The sequence below is a fragment of the Gemmiger sp. genome, from assembly GCF_057431175.1.
This window is the reverse complement of sequence record NZ_DBMDDV010000003.1, coordinates 54,492-69,950: the sequence shown is the minus strand read 5'-3', so window position 1 is coordinate 69,950 and position 15,459 is coordinate 54,492. Positions and strand designations below refer to the sequence as shown.

The following is a 15,459-nucleotide window of genomic DNA, read 5'->3' as shown; positions in this document are numbered from 1 at the left end:
TATTACAAAATAACAGGAGGCAATTCTTATGACGAAGTACGTTTGCACCGTTTGTGGTTATATCGCTGAGGGTTCTATTCCCGAGTTCTGCCCGGTCTGCAAGGCCCCGGCATCCAAATTTATTGAGAAGAAGGACAACACCTACGTGACCGAGCATGTCGTCGGCATCGCCAAGGATGTTCCCGAGGAAATCAAGCAGGGTCTGCGCGAGAACTTCAACGGCGAATGCAGCGAGGTCGGTATGTACCTGGCTATGAGCCGCGTCGCTGACCGCGAGGGCTACCCCGAGATTGCCGAGGCTTGGAAGCGCTACGCTTTCGAGGAGGCCGAGCACGCTTCCAAGTTTGCTGAGCTGCTGGGTGAGGTCCTGACCGACAGCACCAAGAAGAACCTGCAGATGCGTGTTGACGCCGAGTGTGGCGCCTGCGCCGGCAAGATGGACCTTGCCAAGAAGGCCAAGGAGCTGAACCTCGATGCCATCCATGACACCGTCCACGAGATGGCAAAGGACGAGGCCCGTCATGGCCGCGGTATGCAGGGCCTGCTGGACCGCTACTTCAAATAATCATACCTAAAGCACACTGCGCCCCGGAGTTTGAACGCTCCGGGGCGTTTTTGCATAGGATACGCCGGGGGGTGGTGCCATGCGGCGGTGCAGTGTAAAAGCCATGCGGCGGGCGCAGCTGCGCGGGGTTTTGTGGCTGCTGGCGGCGTCTCTGCTGGCGGGAGGGCTGTGGCTGGACCGCTATGTCAACACAGTCATCAAACCCACTCTGCACGAGCTGGCCGAATACGAAGCCCGCGCAGCCACCGTGCAGGCCGTCAACCGAGCCGTGGCAGCGGCGCTCGCAGCGGATGCGTCCCTTACCGATGCGCTGTTTGTGCAGAGCGGCGGCATCGTCAGTCTGGACGCAGCAGCCGCCGGGGCCGCGCAGCTGCGCCTTGTCAGCGCCGTGCAGGAGGAAATGAACGTTTTGCCGGAGGAAGATTTCACGATTCCTTTCGGCAGCCTGACGAACAACTCACTGCTCAGCGGCCTTGGCCCGGGCTGGCGGATGCAGGTACAGCCCAAGGGCTACGCTGAGGGGCATATCCGGGAGGCGACGGAGTCTTTATCCATCAATACCACACGATACAGCGCAGTTTTGCAGCTATCCGTCACCGTCAATATGATTCTGGACGGCAGCACCGCCACGCTGACCGTATACGCCGACTACCCATTGGCAAGTGTGCTGATCGGCGGCGATACCCCGAGCGCCTACGCCGGGATTTGATTTGATTGTTGAAGTTTCTCTGTGCAGTGTGGTATACTAAAGTGATACCAACAAACGGAGTGGAACAGTATGGAACTTGAGCAAGCCCGCAAACGCGCCGAAGAACTGCGCGTCATCATAGAAAAAAACAACCGCCTTTATTACGACCAGGACGCCCCCGAGCTGGAAGATTTCGAGTACGACGCCCTGAACCGGGAGTTAAAGCAAATCGAGGCTGAATACCCTGAGCTGGTCACAGCGTCCTCGCCCACACAGCATGTCGGCGGCACGGCCAGCAGCAAATTCAGCAAGGTAACGCACGCCGTCAAGATGGAGAGTTTGCAGGACGCATTCTCGTTTGACGAGCTGCGGGAGTTTGACACCCGCGTGCGCGAGGCTGGCATCGAGCCGGAGTATGTCGTCGAGGCGAAAATCGATGGCCTTTCGGTCAGCCTTGAATACCGCATGGGCCAGCTCGTGCGCGGCTCGACCCGCGGCGACGGCGTTGTGGGCGAGGATGTGACCGAGAACATCATGACCATCAAAGACATCCCGCACGAACTGCCCGACGCGCCGGACTTTTTGGAGGTGCGCGGCGAAGTCTATATGCCGCACTCGGCATTCTTTAAACTGAAAGAACAGCAGGAGCTTGAGGACAAAATGCCCTTCAAAAATCCCCGCAATGCGGCGGCCGGTTCTCTGCGGCAGAAGGATTCCAAAATCACGGCAGAACGCGGATTGTCCATCTTTGTGTTCAACTTGCAGCAGTGCGAGGGTCGAACCTTCAAGACTCACCATGAAACGCTTGACTACATCAAAACGCTGGGGTTCCCGGTATCACCGCGGTACAGCGTATTTGAGAATATCGAGGACGCCATCAAAGAAATTGAATCCATCGGCGAAGCCCGCGGCACGCTGGAATTTGACATTGACGGCGCAGTCATCAAGGTCAACGACCTGGCCGCCCGCCGCACGCTGGGCAGCACGAACAAGTTCCCGCGCTGGGCGATTGCATTCAAGTATCCGCCTGAGGTTAAAGAGAGCGTCGTCCGTGATATTGAAGTTACCGTCGGCCGCACCGGCGTACTGACGCCGACGGCGGTGTTTGACCCGATTTTCTTGGCGGGCACCAGCGTTTCCCGCGCCAGTCTGCACAACGGCGATATCATTGCAAACCTCGGCGTTGGCATTGGCGATACCATCAAGGTGCGCAAAGCGGGGGACATCATCCCCGAGGTCATTGGCGTTTCGGCCCGGCTGCCGGGCAGCAAGACTTTTACGATGCCCACGGTCTGCCCCAGCTGTGGCGCACCGGTCGTGCATTTGCAGGACGAAACGGCCCTGCGCTGCGTCAACCCCGAGTGCCCGGCCCAAAGCCTGCGCAACCTCATCCACTTTGCGTCCCGCAACGCCATGGCCATTGACGGCCTGGGCGAGGCTGTGGCCGTGCAGCTCATCGACAAAGGGCTGGTCAGCACCGTGGCCGATCTGTACACCTTAACTGAGGAACAGCTGCTTACCTTAGATAAGTTCAAGAAAAAGAGCGTGCAGAATTTGCTGAATGCCATTGAGGGTTCCAAGCGCAACAACCTCGACAAGTTGATTTTCGGCCTGGGCATCCGCAATATCGGCGACAAGGCCGCCGCACTGCTGGGCGAGCATTTCGGCAGCATGGACGCACTTCGCCAGGCCACGGCCGAACAGATGTGCGAGATTGACGGCTTTGGCGAGGTCATGGCCCAGAGCGTGCTGGAATTTTTTGCAAAGGACGGAACGACCGACCTGCTGCGCCGCCTGGCCGACGACGGCGTGAATATGCAGTGGACCGGCGAAAAGAAGGGCACAGCGCTGGCCGGTATGACGCTGGTCGTGACCGGCACGTTGCCGACGCTCTCCCGTCAGGAAGCCGAAGCCCTCATCACCCAGAACGGCGGCAAGGCGGCAGGGTCTGTCAGCAAAAAGACGAGCTACGTTGTGGCCGGTGAGGCCGCCGGTTCCAAATTAACCAAAGCCCAGACACTGGGCATTCCGGTATTGGACGAGGCCGGGCTGTATAGGCTGATTGAGGAAAACGACCAATAACGCGCGGACGCATCGCATATAGAATGCGCCCCTACAACCGTAAGTGTCGGCATCCTCGATGACCCACAAAACATCACACTTTTCTACTGGACATTTCCATTCGGGGATGTCCTCTTTTTTGTTCTATCCGCCCGCGCGGCATCATACAGTGGCAGTGTGAGGTGAAGAAACGATGGACGAGTATTACCGCCTGCTGCAAAGCCTACCACCCGCACTGCGCGCACCGTTGGAAAAACTGGATATCCACTACGCGCCGTATGTCCAGGAAATACGCCTGCGGCTGGGGCAGCCCGTGCTGTTCACGATGCAGGGCCGCCTATGTCCGGCGGCGAAGTTTCTGCCGGGTGCCAGGCTGCCCACCGTATTGGATGCCGAGGCTCTGCGTGACTGCTTTTTGCAGCTCTGCCGCCGCTCGGTCTACGCCTATGAGGACGAGTTGAAACGAGGGTATTTCACTGTGCAGGGCGGCTGCCGCATCGGCGTGGCTGGGTGCCGCGGGCCGGGCGGTTTCTCGGCGGTGACGTCGCTCAACCTGCGCATTGCCCGCTGGCTGACCTGCCCGCTGCCATCGGAGTTGGAAGCCTACATAGCCACGCCCGCCGGCGGTCTGCTGCTGGCCGGCCCGCCGGGCAGCGGCAAAACCACACTGTTGCGATCTCTTGTGCAAAAGTTCTGCGAAGGGGAGACCATCGTCAGCGTCATTGACGAGCGCGGGGAACTGATGGCCTGCGAGAGCGGCAGCCTGCCACGCGCCGCGCGGATACGCTGCGACGTCTACGCCCGCTGCACCAAGGCCGAGGGCATTGCCATGGCGCTGCGCTGCATGAACCCGCGCATCATCGTCTGTGACGAGCTGGGCACACCGGGGGACGCAGAGGCCATAGCGCAGGGTGTGGCCTCGGGGGTCATCTTTCTCGCCGCCGTGCATTGCGACAGCCCCGAGGGTCTGCGCAAAAAGCCCCAGCTGGCACAGCTGCTCGCCACAGGCGCATTTGAAAAAGCAGCTTTTTTGTCGGGCCGTGCGAAGCCCGGCACCGTGGTTCGGTTGGTGGCGCTGTGACGGTTTTTCTGCGCACTGCCGGGGCGCTGCTATTGATTTTAGCCGGGGCTGGCGGTGGGTTTGCCGCAGCCGCCCGCATCGGCACGCAGCAGCGGCAGTGCCATACCTTTGCCCGGCTGCTGGCCTACCTGGCGGAACTGCTGGAAGCGCAAGCCCTGGCCGGGCCGGAGCTGCTGGCCCGCGCGGCCCGCTGCCCGGCATTTTCCGCCTGCTGCCCTGCGGGTACAGCGGAGCTGTCAGCCCTACGCCCGCCAGACTGCCTGCCGGATGCCCTTTGCCGAGAGATTGCCGAGACACTGGCCGTTGCCGAAGAATCCCCGCGCCTGACCGCCTGTGCCGCGCTGCGCCGGTTGGCGGCGCTGTGTGAGGCCGAGGCCGACGAGCTTGCCGCCCGCGCCCACGATGCCCGCCGGCTGTGGCCCCGCCTGGGCGGCTGTCTGGGCGTATTGGCCGCCATTTTGCTGTGGTAAGGAGTGGCCCGAAATGGACATTGACCTTGTTTTCAAGATCGCCGCTACCGGCATCATCGTTGCCGTTTTGAACCAGCTGCTCATCCGTTCCGGGCGGGAGGATCAGGCCATGATGACGACGCTCGCCGGGCTGATCGTCGTGCTGACAATGCTGGTGCGGCAGATCAGCGACCTGTTCGTCCTCATCAAAGCGCTGTTTGAATTATGAGCTATGATACTGCTTTGCAAGCTGGCCGCCGCTGTGTTTGTGGCGGCCGTGTTGACCCTGCTGCTGAAAAAGGACCAGCCAGCCTTCGCGTTCCTTGTCTCGGCCTGCACTGCCGCCGGGCTGCTGGCGGTGGTGGTACAACAGGTAGACCCATGGCTGGACTGGCTGCGCACGCTGGACGTCTATTTTCAAGGGCAGAGCCCGGCGGTACTGCTGCGGGTGCTGGGCATTGCGTTGGTGGCCCAGTTTGCCGCCGACACCTGCAAGGAGGCCGGGCTTTCTGCCGCCGCGACCGCCGTCGAGCTGTGCGGCCGCGTGCTGGCCCTTTTGCAGGCGCTGCCGCTGCTGCAATCGCTGCTCGGCTCCTTTGCGGACTATTTGCAGTGATCCTTCTTTTCGCCGCGCCGCCCGCCGCATTTGCGGACGAGCTGCCCGCAGACGCTCAGGCTATTCTGGATGAAAGCGGCGTCGATATCACCGACGCTGCCGGGTGGAGCCTTTCTGACCTGTGCGATACGTTAGGCAGCTGGCTGGCCGAGGGCTTCCAGCCTGCACTGCACTTTGCAGCCCAGGCCGCCGGATACCTGTTGCTGGCGGGACTGCTGGGGCTTTTAGCGGGCAGCCCATACAGCGGCTATGTGGAAATTCTTGCCGTGCTGGGGTTCGGTTCGTTGAGCCTTTCCACCGTCATGCAGCTGACAGAACTCGTCGCCGCCACAGCGCAGGACTGCCGCACCTACTTAACCACCTTTGTGCCGGTGTTCAGCGGCCTTGCGGCGGCGGGCGGGCAGGTTTCCGGGGCGCTGGTGTACAGCGGCATGTTTTTGGCTATGTCGGGTTTTCTCGCGTCACTCATCCAAAAATTGCTGTTGCCCATCATGCAGATATACTTCTGCTTCGCCGTCTGCGCCTGCCTGTGGGGCAACCACGGCATTGAGGATGCCGCTGCGCTGTTTGCCCGCTGTATCAGCTGGCTATTAAAGGTCTGCGGGGCGCTGTTCAGCCTGGTGCTGGGGCTGCAAAGCACATTAGCCGCCACAGTGGACAACGCCGCGCTAAAGACCGGTAAAGGGCTTTTGCAGGGAGCCATCCCGGTGGTGGGGGACGCCGCTGCCGCCGCGCTGACTGGGGCCGCCGCTGCCTTACAGCTGCTCAAAGGCTCGCTGGCGTTAGCGGCACTGCTGGCGCTGGCCGCGCTGTTTGCCCCATTGTTTCTGAAAAGCCTTGCCTACACCGTCACCTTTGCGGCGGCAGGCATCGTGGCTGGGACTACCGGGCAAAAACAGTGCGCCCGGCTGTGCCATCTCTACTTTGAGGGGGCGCGGCTCTGCGGGTCGGTGCTGGTGCTCTACTTTTTTATGGTGTTTCTGTCCACCGCGCTTTTGCTGCTGGCAGGGAATGGAGGTTTTGGATGACTTCGCTGCGTCATTTAGCGCTGGGGTGCTGTGTGATCTCAGCATTGGCGGGGATGCTGCGGCTCTTCTGGCCGGAAAACGGCTTTAAAACCGTCATAAACGCCGTGCTGGTGCTGTATATTTTAACAGCGGGCGTGCAGATGGTGCGCGGCATTGATTGGCACGGCCTGGCCGACGAGCTGCGCAACCTGCCCGCAGGGGGCAGTACCGTCGGCTATGAAGCCTACCGCCGGGAATTGGCGCTGACGGCCTCGGTGGACGCCGTGCGGGAAGTGCTGCGCGGCGCGGGTATTGATGCGGCGGTCAGTTTGCAGGATGGCGTCTGCGTCATCACGCCGGTGGATATCCGCGACAAAGCGGCCATCGAGTCTCTTTTGGCCGTCAACGCGGGCACGCTGCCTTGGCAGTTTGCGGGGGATACCCCATGACCGCCCAGGAGAAGCTGGCCCCGCTGGCCGCCAAGCTGCACGCAGCCCTGGCTGACGAAAAGCAGCGGGTGAACCTGCTGGTCTGCACCGGGCTGGCTGGGCTGGTGCTGCTGGGTGTCACGGCCTGGCTGCCTGCCGGGAACAGCACACAGTCCCCGCAAACAGTGCAGACCGACACAGCCGCTGACTACGCCACCCAGCTGGAAAGCCGTCTGACCGCGCTGATTTTCCGCGTAGAAGGGGCTGGAAAGACCGCTGTCATGGTCACGCTGGAATCCGGCAGTGAGAGCATCTACGCCACCGACACCGACGCTGACGGTGCATCGACCCATGTGCTGCTGGGCAGCGGCAGGGCAGACGGCCTTGTCGAGACCGTGCAGACGCCGCAGGTTTTGGGCGTGGCTGTTGTGTGCGAGGGCGGCGGCAACGCAGCCGTACAGAACCGCGTGACCGCGCTGGTGGAGACATTGACCGGCGTCGGCGCGAACCACATCACCGTTGCAAAAATGGCATCGACCAGATAGAGGAGGAGCCGTTATGAAACAAGTTTCTGCCAAACTAAAAAACCGCGGTGCGACCGCCGCCGTCCTGATGCTGGCGCTGGGAGCCGCCGTGTATCTGAACTGGTCCTTCTCCCGCGAGGCCCCGTCGAGCCTGGTCGTCTCGGAGGATATTGCCGCCGATGCCGTGGAGACATCCGCCGCTGTATCCGAAATCCTGACCGACCCGCTGGCCGTAGAGACTGCAGCAGATGCCGAACCCGCCGCAGAGGAACTGGGCGATAAAAACTATGGCGAAGCCCAGCTGGTCAGTGTGAACCAGGATTCCGGCACAGAGTTTTTTGAGTCCGCCCGCTTAACGCGCAGCAAGGCCCGGGACGAAGCGCTGGACACCTTGAAAAAGTCCCTGAAGGACGCCAAACTCAGCGACGCCGAAAAAGACCAGCTGACCACTGAGCTCAGCGCCCGCATCAGCAATATTACGCTGGAAACCAAGCTTGAAACGCTCATCAAGTCCAAGGGCTTCGCCGACTGTGTTGTCAACCTGGAGGGCAGCAAGGCCAACGTCACCGTCATGACCGAGAACGATGCCCTGACGGCGGAGGAGGTCACCCGCATTCGCGACGCGCTGCTGAACCAGTGCAAGGGGCTGACCGCGCAGGATATCACCATCGTGGAAGTAAAATAACTGAACATTCTGTTGCAAACGCCGCCGTTTTGTGGTACACTGAATCATATTAGTAGAACTATGGCCAAAAGGCCGTTTGCAACGGGAGGGTACACATTATGGATGTACACAATACCATCGGCGGCAGCTTACAGATCTCGACCGAAGTTATCGCAAAAATCGCGCGTCTGGCCGCGCTGGAGGTTGACGGTGTTTCTGATGTAGCCACCGGCACCAGCCAGAACGTCCGTTCGCTACTGGGCCGTACCGGCCTGCAGAAGCCCGTCACCGTCGTTATGGAGGATGGCATTGCCACCGTCACGGTACACATCACCGTTGTGTACGGCAGTAAGGTCATGCCTCTGTGCGAGAAAGTGCAGGAGAACGTCAAGCAGGCCATCCAGAACATGACCGGCATCACCGTCGCCCGCGTCGATGTGCTGGTCGTTGGCCTGACCGACGTCGACAAGACTGAGAAATAAGAGAGAATCAGGAAAGACAGGAATTTTGAGTATGGAGAAAAAGCTGACCCGCCGCGAGTCCCGCGAGATGACCTTTCTGACGGCATTTGCCGCCACGTTTGAACCCGAAGAGCCCACCGTGCCCGCTGAGGACCACGCCGCCCCCGACGCCTTTGCCAACCAGCTGCTGGCCGCCATGAACGACCACGCCGCCGAGTTGGATGAGATCATCACCGCCCACCTGAAGGGCTGGACGCTGCGCCGCGTGCCCCGCGTGAGCCTGGTTGCCCTGCGCCTTGCCCTGGCAGAAATGCTGTACGGTGAGGAGCAGAAGCCCGGCGTCGCCATCAATGAGGCTGTGGAGCTGGTCAAAAAATACGGTGCTGACGACGATTATCAGTTTGTCAACGGCCTGCTGGGTTCCGTCGCGCGGGAGCGCGGAGAGGCCCCGGAATCCCAATGCTGACGCTGGGCATCGACACCAGCAATTACGCAACCTCTCTGGCAGTGTTTGACACAGACGCCGGAGAGGTTGTTTGCGATTGCAAAAAGTTTTTGCCTGTCAAAGAAGGTCAACTGGGCCTGCGCCAGAGTGACGCGCTGTTCCACCACACGGCAGCCCTGCCGGAGATGCTGGCTGAGCTTTCCGGCAAGGCCGACCTGACCAAGGTTGCCGCCGTCGGCGTTTCAGCCAAGCCACGCCCGGTGGAAGGGTCGTATATGCCGTGCTTTCTGGCTGGTGTCAGCGCCGCCACGGCGTTTGCACTGGCCAAAGGGCTGCCGATGGTCAAGCTGACCCACCAGCAGGGGCATATTGCCGCCGCACTGTACGCCACCGGCGATCTTACGCTGTTTGAGCGGGAGGCGCTGGTGTTTCACGTATCCGGCGGCACGACTGACCTGCTTTTGTGCCATGAGGCCGAGAGCATCACGCCGCTGGGCACCAGCAGCGATTTATATGCCGGGCAGGCCGTGGACCGGCTGGGCGTCAAACTTGGCTTTCCGTTCCCGGCGGGCGTCTATGTCAGCGAGCAGGCCGCTTTATGCACCGAGAAAGTGCGCCCCAAGGTCAGCGTAAAAGGGCTGACGTGCAGTTTATCAGGTCTTGAAAACCAGTGCGCCAAGCTGCTGGCGGAAGGGCACGACGCACCCTACGTCTGCAAATACTGCCTACTCTGCGTGGGTGAGACACTGGTGCGGATGGCGAACAACGCTTTAGCAGAGTGCCCGGGCCTGCCGGTCGTGTTTGCGGGCGGCGTGATGAGCAGTGATTTAATACGCACCTATGTGACGAACCGCGTGCCGAACGCGCATTTTGTGCCGGGCAAATTTGCCAGTGACAACGCCATCGGCATCTCGATTTTAGCGGCAAGGGAGTGTGGCGCATGGCCGACTACATCAATGTAACCAGCCTGAACCGGCTGGCCAAGCAGGTATTGGCCCAGTGCGACCCGCTGAACGATCTGATCGTCTGCGGCGAGATTTCCGGCTTTACCCGCCACTACAAAAGCGGCCACCTGTATTTTACGCTGAAAGACGAGAACGCGGCCATCAAGACCGTGATGTTCCGCTCCCAGGCACAGCTTTTGAATTTCACGCCGCAGAACGGTATGCTGGTGCTGGTCTATGGCCGCGCCACGATTTACGAACGAGACGGCGCGTTTCAATTATATGCCGATTATATGAAGCCCTTCGGCGCGGGGGCTGCCCAGATGGCCTTTGACGCGCTGTACAAAAAGCTGGACAGCGAGGGCCTGTTTGCACCTGAACGCAAACGCCCGCTGCCCGCCGTGCCCAGGTGCATCGGCGTTGTGACCAGCAAGACCGGCGCGGCGTGGCAGGACGTGCAGAACGTCATCGGCCGCCGCTGGCCGATGGTCAAACTGCTGCTGGCCCCGGTCAATGTGCAGGGCATTGAGGCTGAAAAGAGCATCACCGAGGGCATCCGCAGGCTGGACCGTGACCCGCGCCCTGATCTGATTTTGGTCACACGCGGCGGCGGCAGCAAAGAGGATCTGTGGGTCTTCAACTCAGAGCGTATCGCCCGTGCCGCCGCAGCCTGCCGCAAACCGGTGGTTTCTGCCGTCGGGCATGAGATTGACACCTCGATTTTGGACTATGTGGCTGACCTGCGTGCGCCCACGCCCTCTGCTGCAGCGGAGATGTGCGTGCCCGACCAGGCGGATGTGCGGCAGAAAATATTCATTTTACAGCAAAATATTCAAAAAAATATACAGAATCGTTGCAATCTATGCTATAATAGGTTTAATCAGCTGGCCGCTGCCCAGATTTTACAGCGCCGACACAGCCAGCTTACCCACCGGGAGCGGGAGTTGGCCGCGCTGCAGGCGTCTGTGCAAAGCGCCGCACAGCGACGCGTGCAGAGTGCTGAACGGCAGCTGCAAAACGCCGCCGCTGTGGCGGAATCCCTGAGCCCCTACGCCGTTCTCGCACGCGGCTATACGCTGACCGAGCGGCAGGGTGTGCCCTGCGCGGTGAAGGCACTGCGCCCCGGCGAGACGATCACGGTGCGCGGTGCAAAGGCCGCCGCCGAATGCCGCGTGGAAGCGGTGCATGATTTAGAAACAACAGGGGAGTGATACCCGATGAAACAGCCCAAATCCTTTGAGGAGGGTATGGATCGCCTGCAGGGCCTGCTGGGTCAATTGCAGGATGAGTCCACGCCGCTGGCAGATTCCGTCAAGCTGTATGCGGAGGCTGCCGGTCTGATCCACTATTGCAATACAGCGCTGGACAAAGCCAAGCTGCAGGTCGAGGAGATCGACGCCAGCCTCGCCCCGGGCGGGGAGGTATCCCATGAAGCATGAGGATTATAAGCAGCAGTTCACCGCCTGGGCGCAGCTGACGGAAGCCCGCCTGGCCGAACTGTGCGACACCTATCTGCCGCAGCAATCCGCACTGGGCCAGGCCGCCCGGTACAGCCTTTTGGGCGGCGGCAAGCGGGTACGCGCCGTACTGACACTGGCCGCCTGCCAGCTGTGCGGGGCCGATGCCGCCGACGCACTGGACTATGCCTGTGCGCTGGAAATGCTGCACTGCTATTCGCTCATCCACGACGATATGCCTTGCATGGACAATGATGATTTCCGCCGGGGCCGCCCCAGCTGCCACAAGCAGTTTGGCGAGGCCACGGCTCTTCTGGCCGCCGACGCACTCGTCACAGCTGCGTTTGAAGTCATTGCCAACGCGAAGCTCTCTGCCGAGAGCCGCATTGAGGCCGTGCAGCTGCTCTCCAAGGGCGGCGGCGACCGCGGGATGCTCTACGGTCAGGAGCTGGACAAGCGTTTCGAAACGATGCGTGCCAGTGAGAGCGAACTTTTAGAACTGCACGCCCACAAGACCGGTGCGCTCATCATTGCCGCTGTGGAACTGGGCTGCGCGGCGGCAGGCGTTAATGCGGATACTGCTATTCGCAAATCCCTTGTTCGCTATGCGGCCGAAGTCGGCCTTGTATTTCAGATTGTTGACGACATTCTTGACGTCACCTCTACGACAGAAGAACTCGGCAAGCCGGTCGGCAGCGACGCGAACAATGACAAAACCACCTTTATCACGCTGTACGGCTTGCAGGGTGCCCATGAGAAAGCAGCGCATCACAACGCCGCAGCTCTGGCCGCGCTGGATGCGCTTGGGCCAAAGGCAGATTTTCTGCGGCTGATGGCGGCGGAACTGCTGGAACGTAAGAAATAAGGATGTGATTTTCCTATGCCACTGCTGCGCGCTGCGCTGAGTTGGAATTTTGTGCTGGTCACAGCGGTCTGCGCATCGCTATTGGCACAGCTTATTAAGGTGCTGCTCAACCTGTTTATCTTCCACCGCTTTATTGCCGAGCGTATGTGGGGGGCCGGCGGTATGCCCAGCTCTCACTCGGCCACGGTCTGCGCCATGGTCGTTGCCACAGGGCGCTACTGCGGCGTCAGCTCACCGATTTTTGCCATTGCGGCCGTGCTGTCCATTATCGTCATGTATGACGCCATGGGCGTGCGCTATGAGACCGGTGAGCAGGCGAAAGTTCTGAATCGTATGTTCACCGAATGGATGGATCAGGGTTTTGAGCAGTTCCAACTGCCTCACGGCAAAAAGTTGAAGGAAATGGTCGGCCATACGCCGATCGAAGTTTTGACAGGCGCGGCGCTTGGCATTGTGCTGGGCTTTGCCATGCCGATGGTGTAAAAAACGAGGTGCATCTATGAGCTATCCTTTGTTGGAGCGCATCAATGCGCCCGGGGAGATAAAAAACCTGCCGATGACTGATATGCCCGCTCTGTGTGAGGAAATCCGGCAGTTTTTGATTAAAAGTGTTTCCGAGACCGGCGGCCATCTATCGTCGAACCTCGGCGTGGTCGAACTGACGGTTGCCCTGCATCGCGTGCTGGATTTCCCGCAGGACAAGCTTCTGTTTGACGTCGGCCACCAGTGCTACACCCACAAACTGCTGACCGGCCGCCGCGCGGGCTTTGCCCAGCTGCGCCGTAAAGACGGCATTTCGGGCTTTCCCAGCCCGAAGGAGAGCGACTGTGACGCGTTCATTGCCGGGCATGGCAGTGCGGCGTTATCCACTGCCATCGGCATTGCCCGGGCGAAAAAGCTCAAGAATGAGCCTGGCAAAGTCGTGGTCATCGTGGGCGATGGCGCTTTCACCGGCGGCATGGTCTACGAGGGCATGAACAATGTCAGCAAGCTGAACAATCTTATTGTCATTCTGAATGACAATAAGATGTCGATTTCCAAAAATGTCGGCCAGATGGCAAATTATCTGACCAAGCTGCGCACCGACCCAAAATACTCCCACGTCAAGGCCCATATGGAAACAACGCTGGAGCGCATCCCGGTGGCCGGTAACGCCATGGTCAAGGTGTTGCAGAGTGGCAAGCAGCTGATTCGCCGCGGCATTTACAAATCCACGATGTTTGAGGAGATGGGCTTCCAGTACATCGGGCCCATCGACGGCCATGATGTGGATATGCTGACCCACACGCTGACGAACCTGCGGGAGCAGTATGCCCCGGTGTTCCTGCACATTGTCACCCAGAAGGGCAAAGGCCTGAAACCCGCCGAGGAAAACCCCGGCGAGTTCCACGCGGTATCGTCCATCGATTTGAGCCATTTGACTGACCCCGAGCTTTCGCCGAAGGATTCCTTCTCGTCAACGTTCGGCTGTGCGTTAGCGGATTTGGGCGATGACGAGCCGCGCGTCTGTGGCATCACCGCTGCCATGAAGTACGGCACAGGCCTCAACTTCTTCAAGCACCGCCATCCTGGCCGCTTCTTTGACGTCGGCATGGCGGAAGAACACGCCGTCAGCTTTGCGGCGGGCCTTGCCAGCCAGGGGCTTTTGCCCGTGGTTGCGATTTACTCTACGTTTTTCCAGCGTGCCTACGACCAAATCATCCATGATGTCAGCCTGATGCAGCTGGATGTACTTTTCGCCGTAGACCGCGCGGGTCTTGTGCCCGGCGACGGTGCGACCCATCAGGGCATCTACGATGTGGCATTTTTCTCGAATGTAAATATCCCGGTCTTTGCGCCGTCCAACTATGCGGAGCTTCGCTATTGGCTGACCTATCTGGTGCGTGAGGCCCGCGGCCCGCGTGCCATCCGCTATGCCCGCGGGGAGGAAAAGCCCGCCCTTGCGGCGTTGCCCTGCACAGGGGCGCGGTACGATGTGCTGGAACCTGTGGAGGGTGCCAAAGTCGCCCTGGTCAGCTACGGTGCCGAAACCGAGGAAATTATTGCGGCCAAGGATCTGCTTGCCCAGAACGGCGTGCAGACCGACTGCGTCAAGCTGACGCAGATTTTCCCGCTGCCTGACGGCCTGTGCGACACGCTGCGCAGCTATGATACGATTTTGTTTGCCGAGGATTCCGTCCGCACCGGCAGCATCGGCGAACAGCTGGGCTTTGCCATGCAGCAATGCGGCTGGCAAGGGAAATACCTGCTGCACGCCGTAGACAATACCCACCTGCTGCACGCCAACGTGCCCGAACTGCGCAAGGATCAGCAGCTGGACGCGGCGGCCCTGTGCAAGGATATTTTGGACTATTTAAAGGAGAAACAGGCATGAGCAAAATTCGCCTGGATCAATACCTGTGCCAGAATGGTCTGGTGCAGAGCCGGGAGCGCGCCAAGGCGCTCATCATGTCCGGCATTGTCTTTGTCAACGAGCAGAAAGTCGACAAAGCCGGGGAAATGATTGCGCCCGACGCCAAAGTCGAAGTGCGCGGACACGACATCGGCTATGTCAGCCGCGGAGGCCTTAAGCTGGAAAAGGCTATGCAGGTCTTTCCGATGCGCCCGGACGGCAAAGTCTGCATGGATATCGGTGCCTCTACCGGCGGTTTTACCGACTGCATGCTGCAAAACGGCGCGGTCAAGGTCTATGCCGTGGACGTTGGCTACGGCCAGCTGGCGTGGAGCCTACGCACAGACGAGCGCGTTATCAATATGGAGAGAACGAACATCCGCAGCGTGAAGCCGGAGGATTTATCCGAGCCGGTAGCGTTTTTCAGCGTCGATGTTTCGTTTATCTCCCTCAAGCATATTTTCCCGGTTGCGGATGCAATCTGCACGCCGGATGCTGTTGGCGTATGCCTTGTCAAGCCGCAGTTTGAGGCAGGCCGCGAGAAGGTCGGCAAAAAGGGTGTCGTGCGTGACCCCGCCACCCATCGCGAGGTCTTGCAGATGGCCGAGGGCTACGCCATGGCAAACCATTTCACCCCTGCGGGCCTGGATTTTTCGCCCATCAAGGGGCCCGAGGGCAACATTGAATATTTGATGTACGTCCAGCACTGCGACACGCCGTTGCCGCTGCCGGAGGGCCTGATTGAAAAGGTCGTGGCAGCCTCCCATGAGACGCTGGACAAGGCCCCCAATCTGCACTGAGAAAGGAATCTG

At 60.2% G+C, this 15,459-nt stretch carries 20 protein-coding genes; all 20 read left to right on the top strand.

Translation table 11 applies throughout. The annotated features are described in order from the left end of the window. Positions 1 to 28: 28 nt before the first annotated feature. The 20 genes from ACZO0A_RS02325 (at position 29) to ACZO0A_RS02230 (ending at position 15,447) form a co-directional block, all read left to right on the top strand. Complete coding sequence (locus ACZO0A_RS02325; protein WP_078783802.1) at positions 29 to 565, top strand: NADH peroxidase; 537 nt, start codon at positions 29 to 31, stop codon at positions 563 to 565. Between the two features lie 79 nt (positions 566 to 644). Further along, complete coding sequence (locus ACZO0A_RS02320) at positions 645 to 1,274, top strand: sporulation protein YunB (protein ID WP_291230491.1); 630 nt, start codon at positions 645 to 647, stop codon at positions 1,272 to 1,274. Between the two features lie 69 nt (positions 1,275 to 1,343). Beyond that, a complete protein-coding gene (gene ligA, locus ACZO0A_RS02315) occupies positions 1,344 to 3,335 on the top strand; it encodes an NAD-dependent DNA ligase LigA (protein ID WP_291230493.1) in 1,992 nt (663 codons plus the stop codon). A 172-nt stretch (positions 3,336 to 3,507) separates the two neighbouring features. Then, positions 3,508 to 4,395 (top strand): ATPase, T2SS/T4P/T4SS family, encoded by an 888-nt coding sequence (locus ACZO0A_RS02310; RefSeq protein ID WP_302375611.1) that lies wholly within the window; start codon positions 3,508 to 3,510, stop codon positions 4,393 to 4,395. Then, on the top strand, positions 4,392 to 4,865 hold the full coding sequence (locus ACZO0A_RS02305; RefSeq protein WP_302375609.1) for a hypothetical protein: 474 nt from the start codon (positions 4,392 to 4,394) through the stop codon (positions 4,863 to 4,865). The genes ACZO0A_RS02310 and ACZO0A_RS02305 overlap by 4 nt, the downstream gene beginning before the upstream one ends. Positions 4,866 to 4,878: 13 nt before the next feature. Beyond that, entirely contained in the window at positions 4,879 to 5,073 is a 195-nt protein-coding gene (spoIIIAC, locus tag ACZO0A_RS02300) for a stage III sporulation protein AC (protein WP_215691991.1), read from the top strand. Between the two features lie 3 nt (positions 5,074 to 5,076). After that, positions 5,077 to 5,460, top strand: coding sequence for a stage III sporulation AC/AD family protein (locus tag ACZO0A_RS02295; protein ID WP_215691990.1), 384 nt, complete (start codon positions 5,077 to 5,079; stop codon positions 5,458 to 5,460). Next, positions 5,457 to 6,488, top strand: a complete 1,032-nt coding sequence (locus tag ACZO0A_RS02290; RefSeq protein WP_302375607.1) for a stage III sporulation protein AE — start codon at positions 5,457 to 5,459, stop codon at positions 6,486 to 6,488. Before ACZO0A_RS02295 ends, ACZO0A_RS02290 begins: the two co-directional genes overlap by 4 nt. Further along, positions 6,485 to 6,916 (top strand): hypothetical protein, encoded by a 432-nt coding sequence (locus ACZO0A_RS02285; RefSeq protein WP_302375605.1) that lies wholly within the window; start codon positions 6,485 to 6,487, stop codon positions 6,914 to 6,916. Before ACZO0A_RS02290 ends, ACZO0A_RS02285 begins: the two co-directional genes overlap by 4 nt. Then, positions 6,913 to 7,440, top strand: coding sequence for a SpoIIIAG-related protein (locus ACZO0A_RS02280; RefSeq protein ID WP_302375604.1), 528 nt, complete (start codon positions 6,913 to 6,915; stop codon positions 7,438 to 7,440). The genes ACZO0A_RS02285 and ACZO0A_RS02280 overlap by 4 nt, the downstream gene beginning before the upstream one ends. A gap of 13 nt (positions 7,441 to 7,453) precedes the next feature. After that, positions 7,454 to 8,104 carry a SpoIIIAH-like family protein gene (locus ACZO0A_RS02275; protein WP_215691986.1) on the top strand — a complete coding sequence of 217 codons (651 nt, stop codon included), beginning with the start codon at positions 7,454 to 7,456 and terminating at the stop codon, positions 8,102 to 8,104. Between the two features lie 98 nt (positions 8,105 to 8,202). Continuing rightward, a complete protein-coding gene (locus ACZO0A_RS02270) occupies positions 8,203 to 8,565 on the top strand; it encodes an Asp23/Gls24 family envelope stress response protein (RefSeq protein WP_302375601.1) in 363 nt (120 codons plus the stop codon). Positions 8,566 to 8,596: 31 nt separating this feature from the next. Further along, positions 8,597 to 9,010 (top strand): transcription antitermination factor NusB, encoded by a 414-nt coding sequence (gene nusB, locus ACZO0A_RS02265; RefSeq protein WP_486845991.1) that lies wholly within the window; start codon positions 8,597 to 8,599, stop codon positions 9,008 to 9,010. Then, the gene (locus tag ACZO0A_RS02260; RefSeq protein WP_302375598.1) at positions 9,004 to 9,951 is read left to right on the top strand and encodes a tRNA (adenosine(37)-N6)-threonylcarbamoyltransferase complex transferase subunit TsaD; all 948 of its coding nucleotides are present in this window, start codon (positions 9,004 to 9,006) and stop codon (positions 9,949 to 9,951) included. Before nusB ends, ACZO0A_RS02260 begins: the two co-directional genes overlap by 7 nt. After that, positions 9,930 to 11,144 carry an exodeoxyribonuclease VII large subunit gene (xseA, locus tag ACZO0A_RS02255; RefSeq protein ID WP_302375596.1) on the top strand — a complete coding sequence of 405 codons (1,215 nt, stop codon included), beginning with the start codon at positions 9,930 to 9,932 and terminating at the stop codon, positions 11,142 to 11,144. Before ACZO0A_RS02260 ends, xseA begins: the two co-directional genes overlap by 22 nt. A gap of 6 nt (positions 11,145 to 11,150) precedes the next feature. Beyond that, positions 11,151 to 11,372, top strand: a complete 222-nt coding sequence (gene xseB, locus ACZO0A_RS02250) for an exodeoxyribonuclease VII small subunit (protein WP_291208859.1) — start codon at positions 11,151 to 11,153, stop codon at positions 11,370 to 11,372. Then, a complete protein-coding gene (locus ACZO0A_RS02245) occupies positions 11,362 to 12,255 on the top strand; it encodes a polyprenyl synthetase family protein (protein WP_302375595.1) in 894 nt (297 codons plus the stop codon). The genes xseB and ACZO0A_RS02245 overlap by 11 nt, the downstream gene beginning before the upstream one ends. 15 nt (positions 12,256 to 12,270) lie before the next feature. Further along, the gene (locus ACZO0A_RS02240) at positions 12,271 to 12,738 is read left to right on the top strand and encodes a divergent PAP2 family protein (RefSeq protein WP_215691980.1); all 468 of its coding nucleotides are present in this window, start codon (positions 12,271 to 12,273) and stop codon (positions 12,736 to 12,738) included. 16 nt (positions 12,739 to 12,754) lie between these two features. Beyond that, positions 12,755 to 14,629, top strand: coding sequence for a 1-deoxy-D-xylulose-5-phosphate synthase (gene dxs, locus ACZO0A_RS02235; RefSeq protein ID WP_302375593.1), 1,875 nt, complete (start codon positions 12,755 to 12,757; stop codon positions 14,627 to 14,629). Beyond that, complete coding sequence (locus ACZO0A_RS02230) at positions 14,626 to 15,447, top strand: TlyA family RNA methyltransferase (RefSeq protein WP_215691978.1); 822 nt, start codon at positions 14,626 to 14,628, stop codon at positions 15,445 to 15,447. The genes dxs and ACZO0A_RS02230 overlap by 4 nt, the downstream gene beginning before the upstream one ends. Positions 15,448 to 15,459: the final 12 nt, after the last annotated feature.

Bases quoted from the DNA above. Each gene is read 5' to 3' on its own strand.
- ACZO0A_RS02325 (WP_078783802.1), top strand. From the start codon at position 29: ATGACGAAGTACGTTTGCACCGTTTGTGGTTATATCGCTGAGGGTTCT.
- ACZO0A_RS02320 (WP_291230491.1), top strand. From the start codon at position 645: ATGCGGCGGTGCAGTGTAAAAGCCATGCGGCGGGCGCAGCTGCGCGGG.
- ligA (WP_291230493.1), top strand. From the start codon at position 1,344: ATGGAACTTGAGCAAGCCCGCAAACGCGCCGAAGAACTGCGCGTCATC.
- ACZO0A_RS02310 (WP_302375611.1), top strand. From the start codon at position 3,508: ATGGACGAGTATTACCGCCTGCTGCAAAGCCTACCACCCGCACTGCGC.
- spoIIIAC (WP_215691991.1), top strand. From the start codon at position 4,879: ATGGACATTGACCTTGTTTTCAAGATCGCCGCTACCGGCATCATCGTT.
- ACZO0A_RS02295 (WP_215691990.1), top strand. From the start codon at position 5,077: ATGATACTGCTTTGCAAGCTGGCCGCCGCTGTGTTTGTGGCGGCCGTG.
- ACZO0A_RS02285 (WP_302375605.1), top strand. From the start codon at position 6,485: ATGACTTCGCTGCGTCATTTAGCGCTGGGGTGCTGTGTGATCTCAGCA.
- ACZO0A_RS02280 (WP_302375604.1), top strand. From the start codon at position 6,913: ATGACCGCCCAGGAGAAGCTGGCCCCGCTGGCCGCCAAGCTGCACGCA.
- ACZO0A_RS02275 (WP_215691986.1), top strand. From the start codon at position 7,454: ATGAAACAAGTTTCTGCCAAACTAAAAAACCGCGGTGCGACCGCCGCC.
- ACZO0A_RS02270 (WP_302375601.1), top strand. From the start codon at position 8,203: ATGGATGTACACAATACCATCGGCGGCAGCTTACAGATCTCGACCGAA.
- nusB (WP_486845991.1), top strand. From the start codon at position 8,597: ATGGAGAAAAAGCTGACCCGCCGCGAGTCCCGCGAGATGACCTTTCTG.
- ACZO0A_RS02260 (WP_302375598.1), top strand. From the start codon at position 9,004: ATGCTGACGCTGGGCATCGACACCAGCAATTACGCAACCTCTCTGGCA.
- xseA (WP_302375596.1), top strand. From the start codon at position 9,930: ATGGCCGACTACATCAATGTAACCAGCCTGAACCGGCTGGCCAAGCAG.
- xseB (WP_291208859.1), top strand. From the start codon at position 11,151: ATGAAACAGCCCAAATCCTTTGAGGAGGGTATGGATCGCCTGCAGGGC.
- ACZO0A_RS02245 (WP_302375595.1), top strand. From the start codon at position 11,362: ATGAAGCATGAGGATTATAAGCAGCAGTTCACCGCCTGGGCGCAGCTG.
- ACZO0A_RS02240 (WP_215691980.1), top strand. From the start codon at position 12,271: ATGCCACTGCTGCGCGCTGCGCTGAGTTGGAATTTTGTGCTGGTCACA.
- dxs (WP_302375593.1), top strand. From the start codon at position 12,755: ATGAGCTATCCTTTGTTGGAGCGCATCAATGCGCCCGGGGAGATAAAA.
- ACZO0A_RS02230 (WP_215691978.1), top strand. From the start codon at position 14,626: ATGAGCAAAATTCGCCTGGATCAATACCTGTGCCAGAATGGTCTGGTG.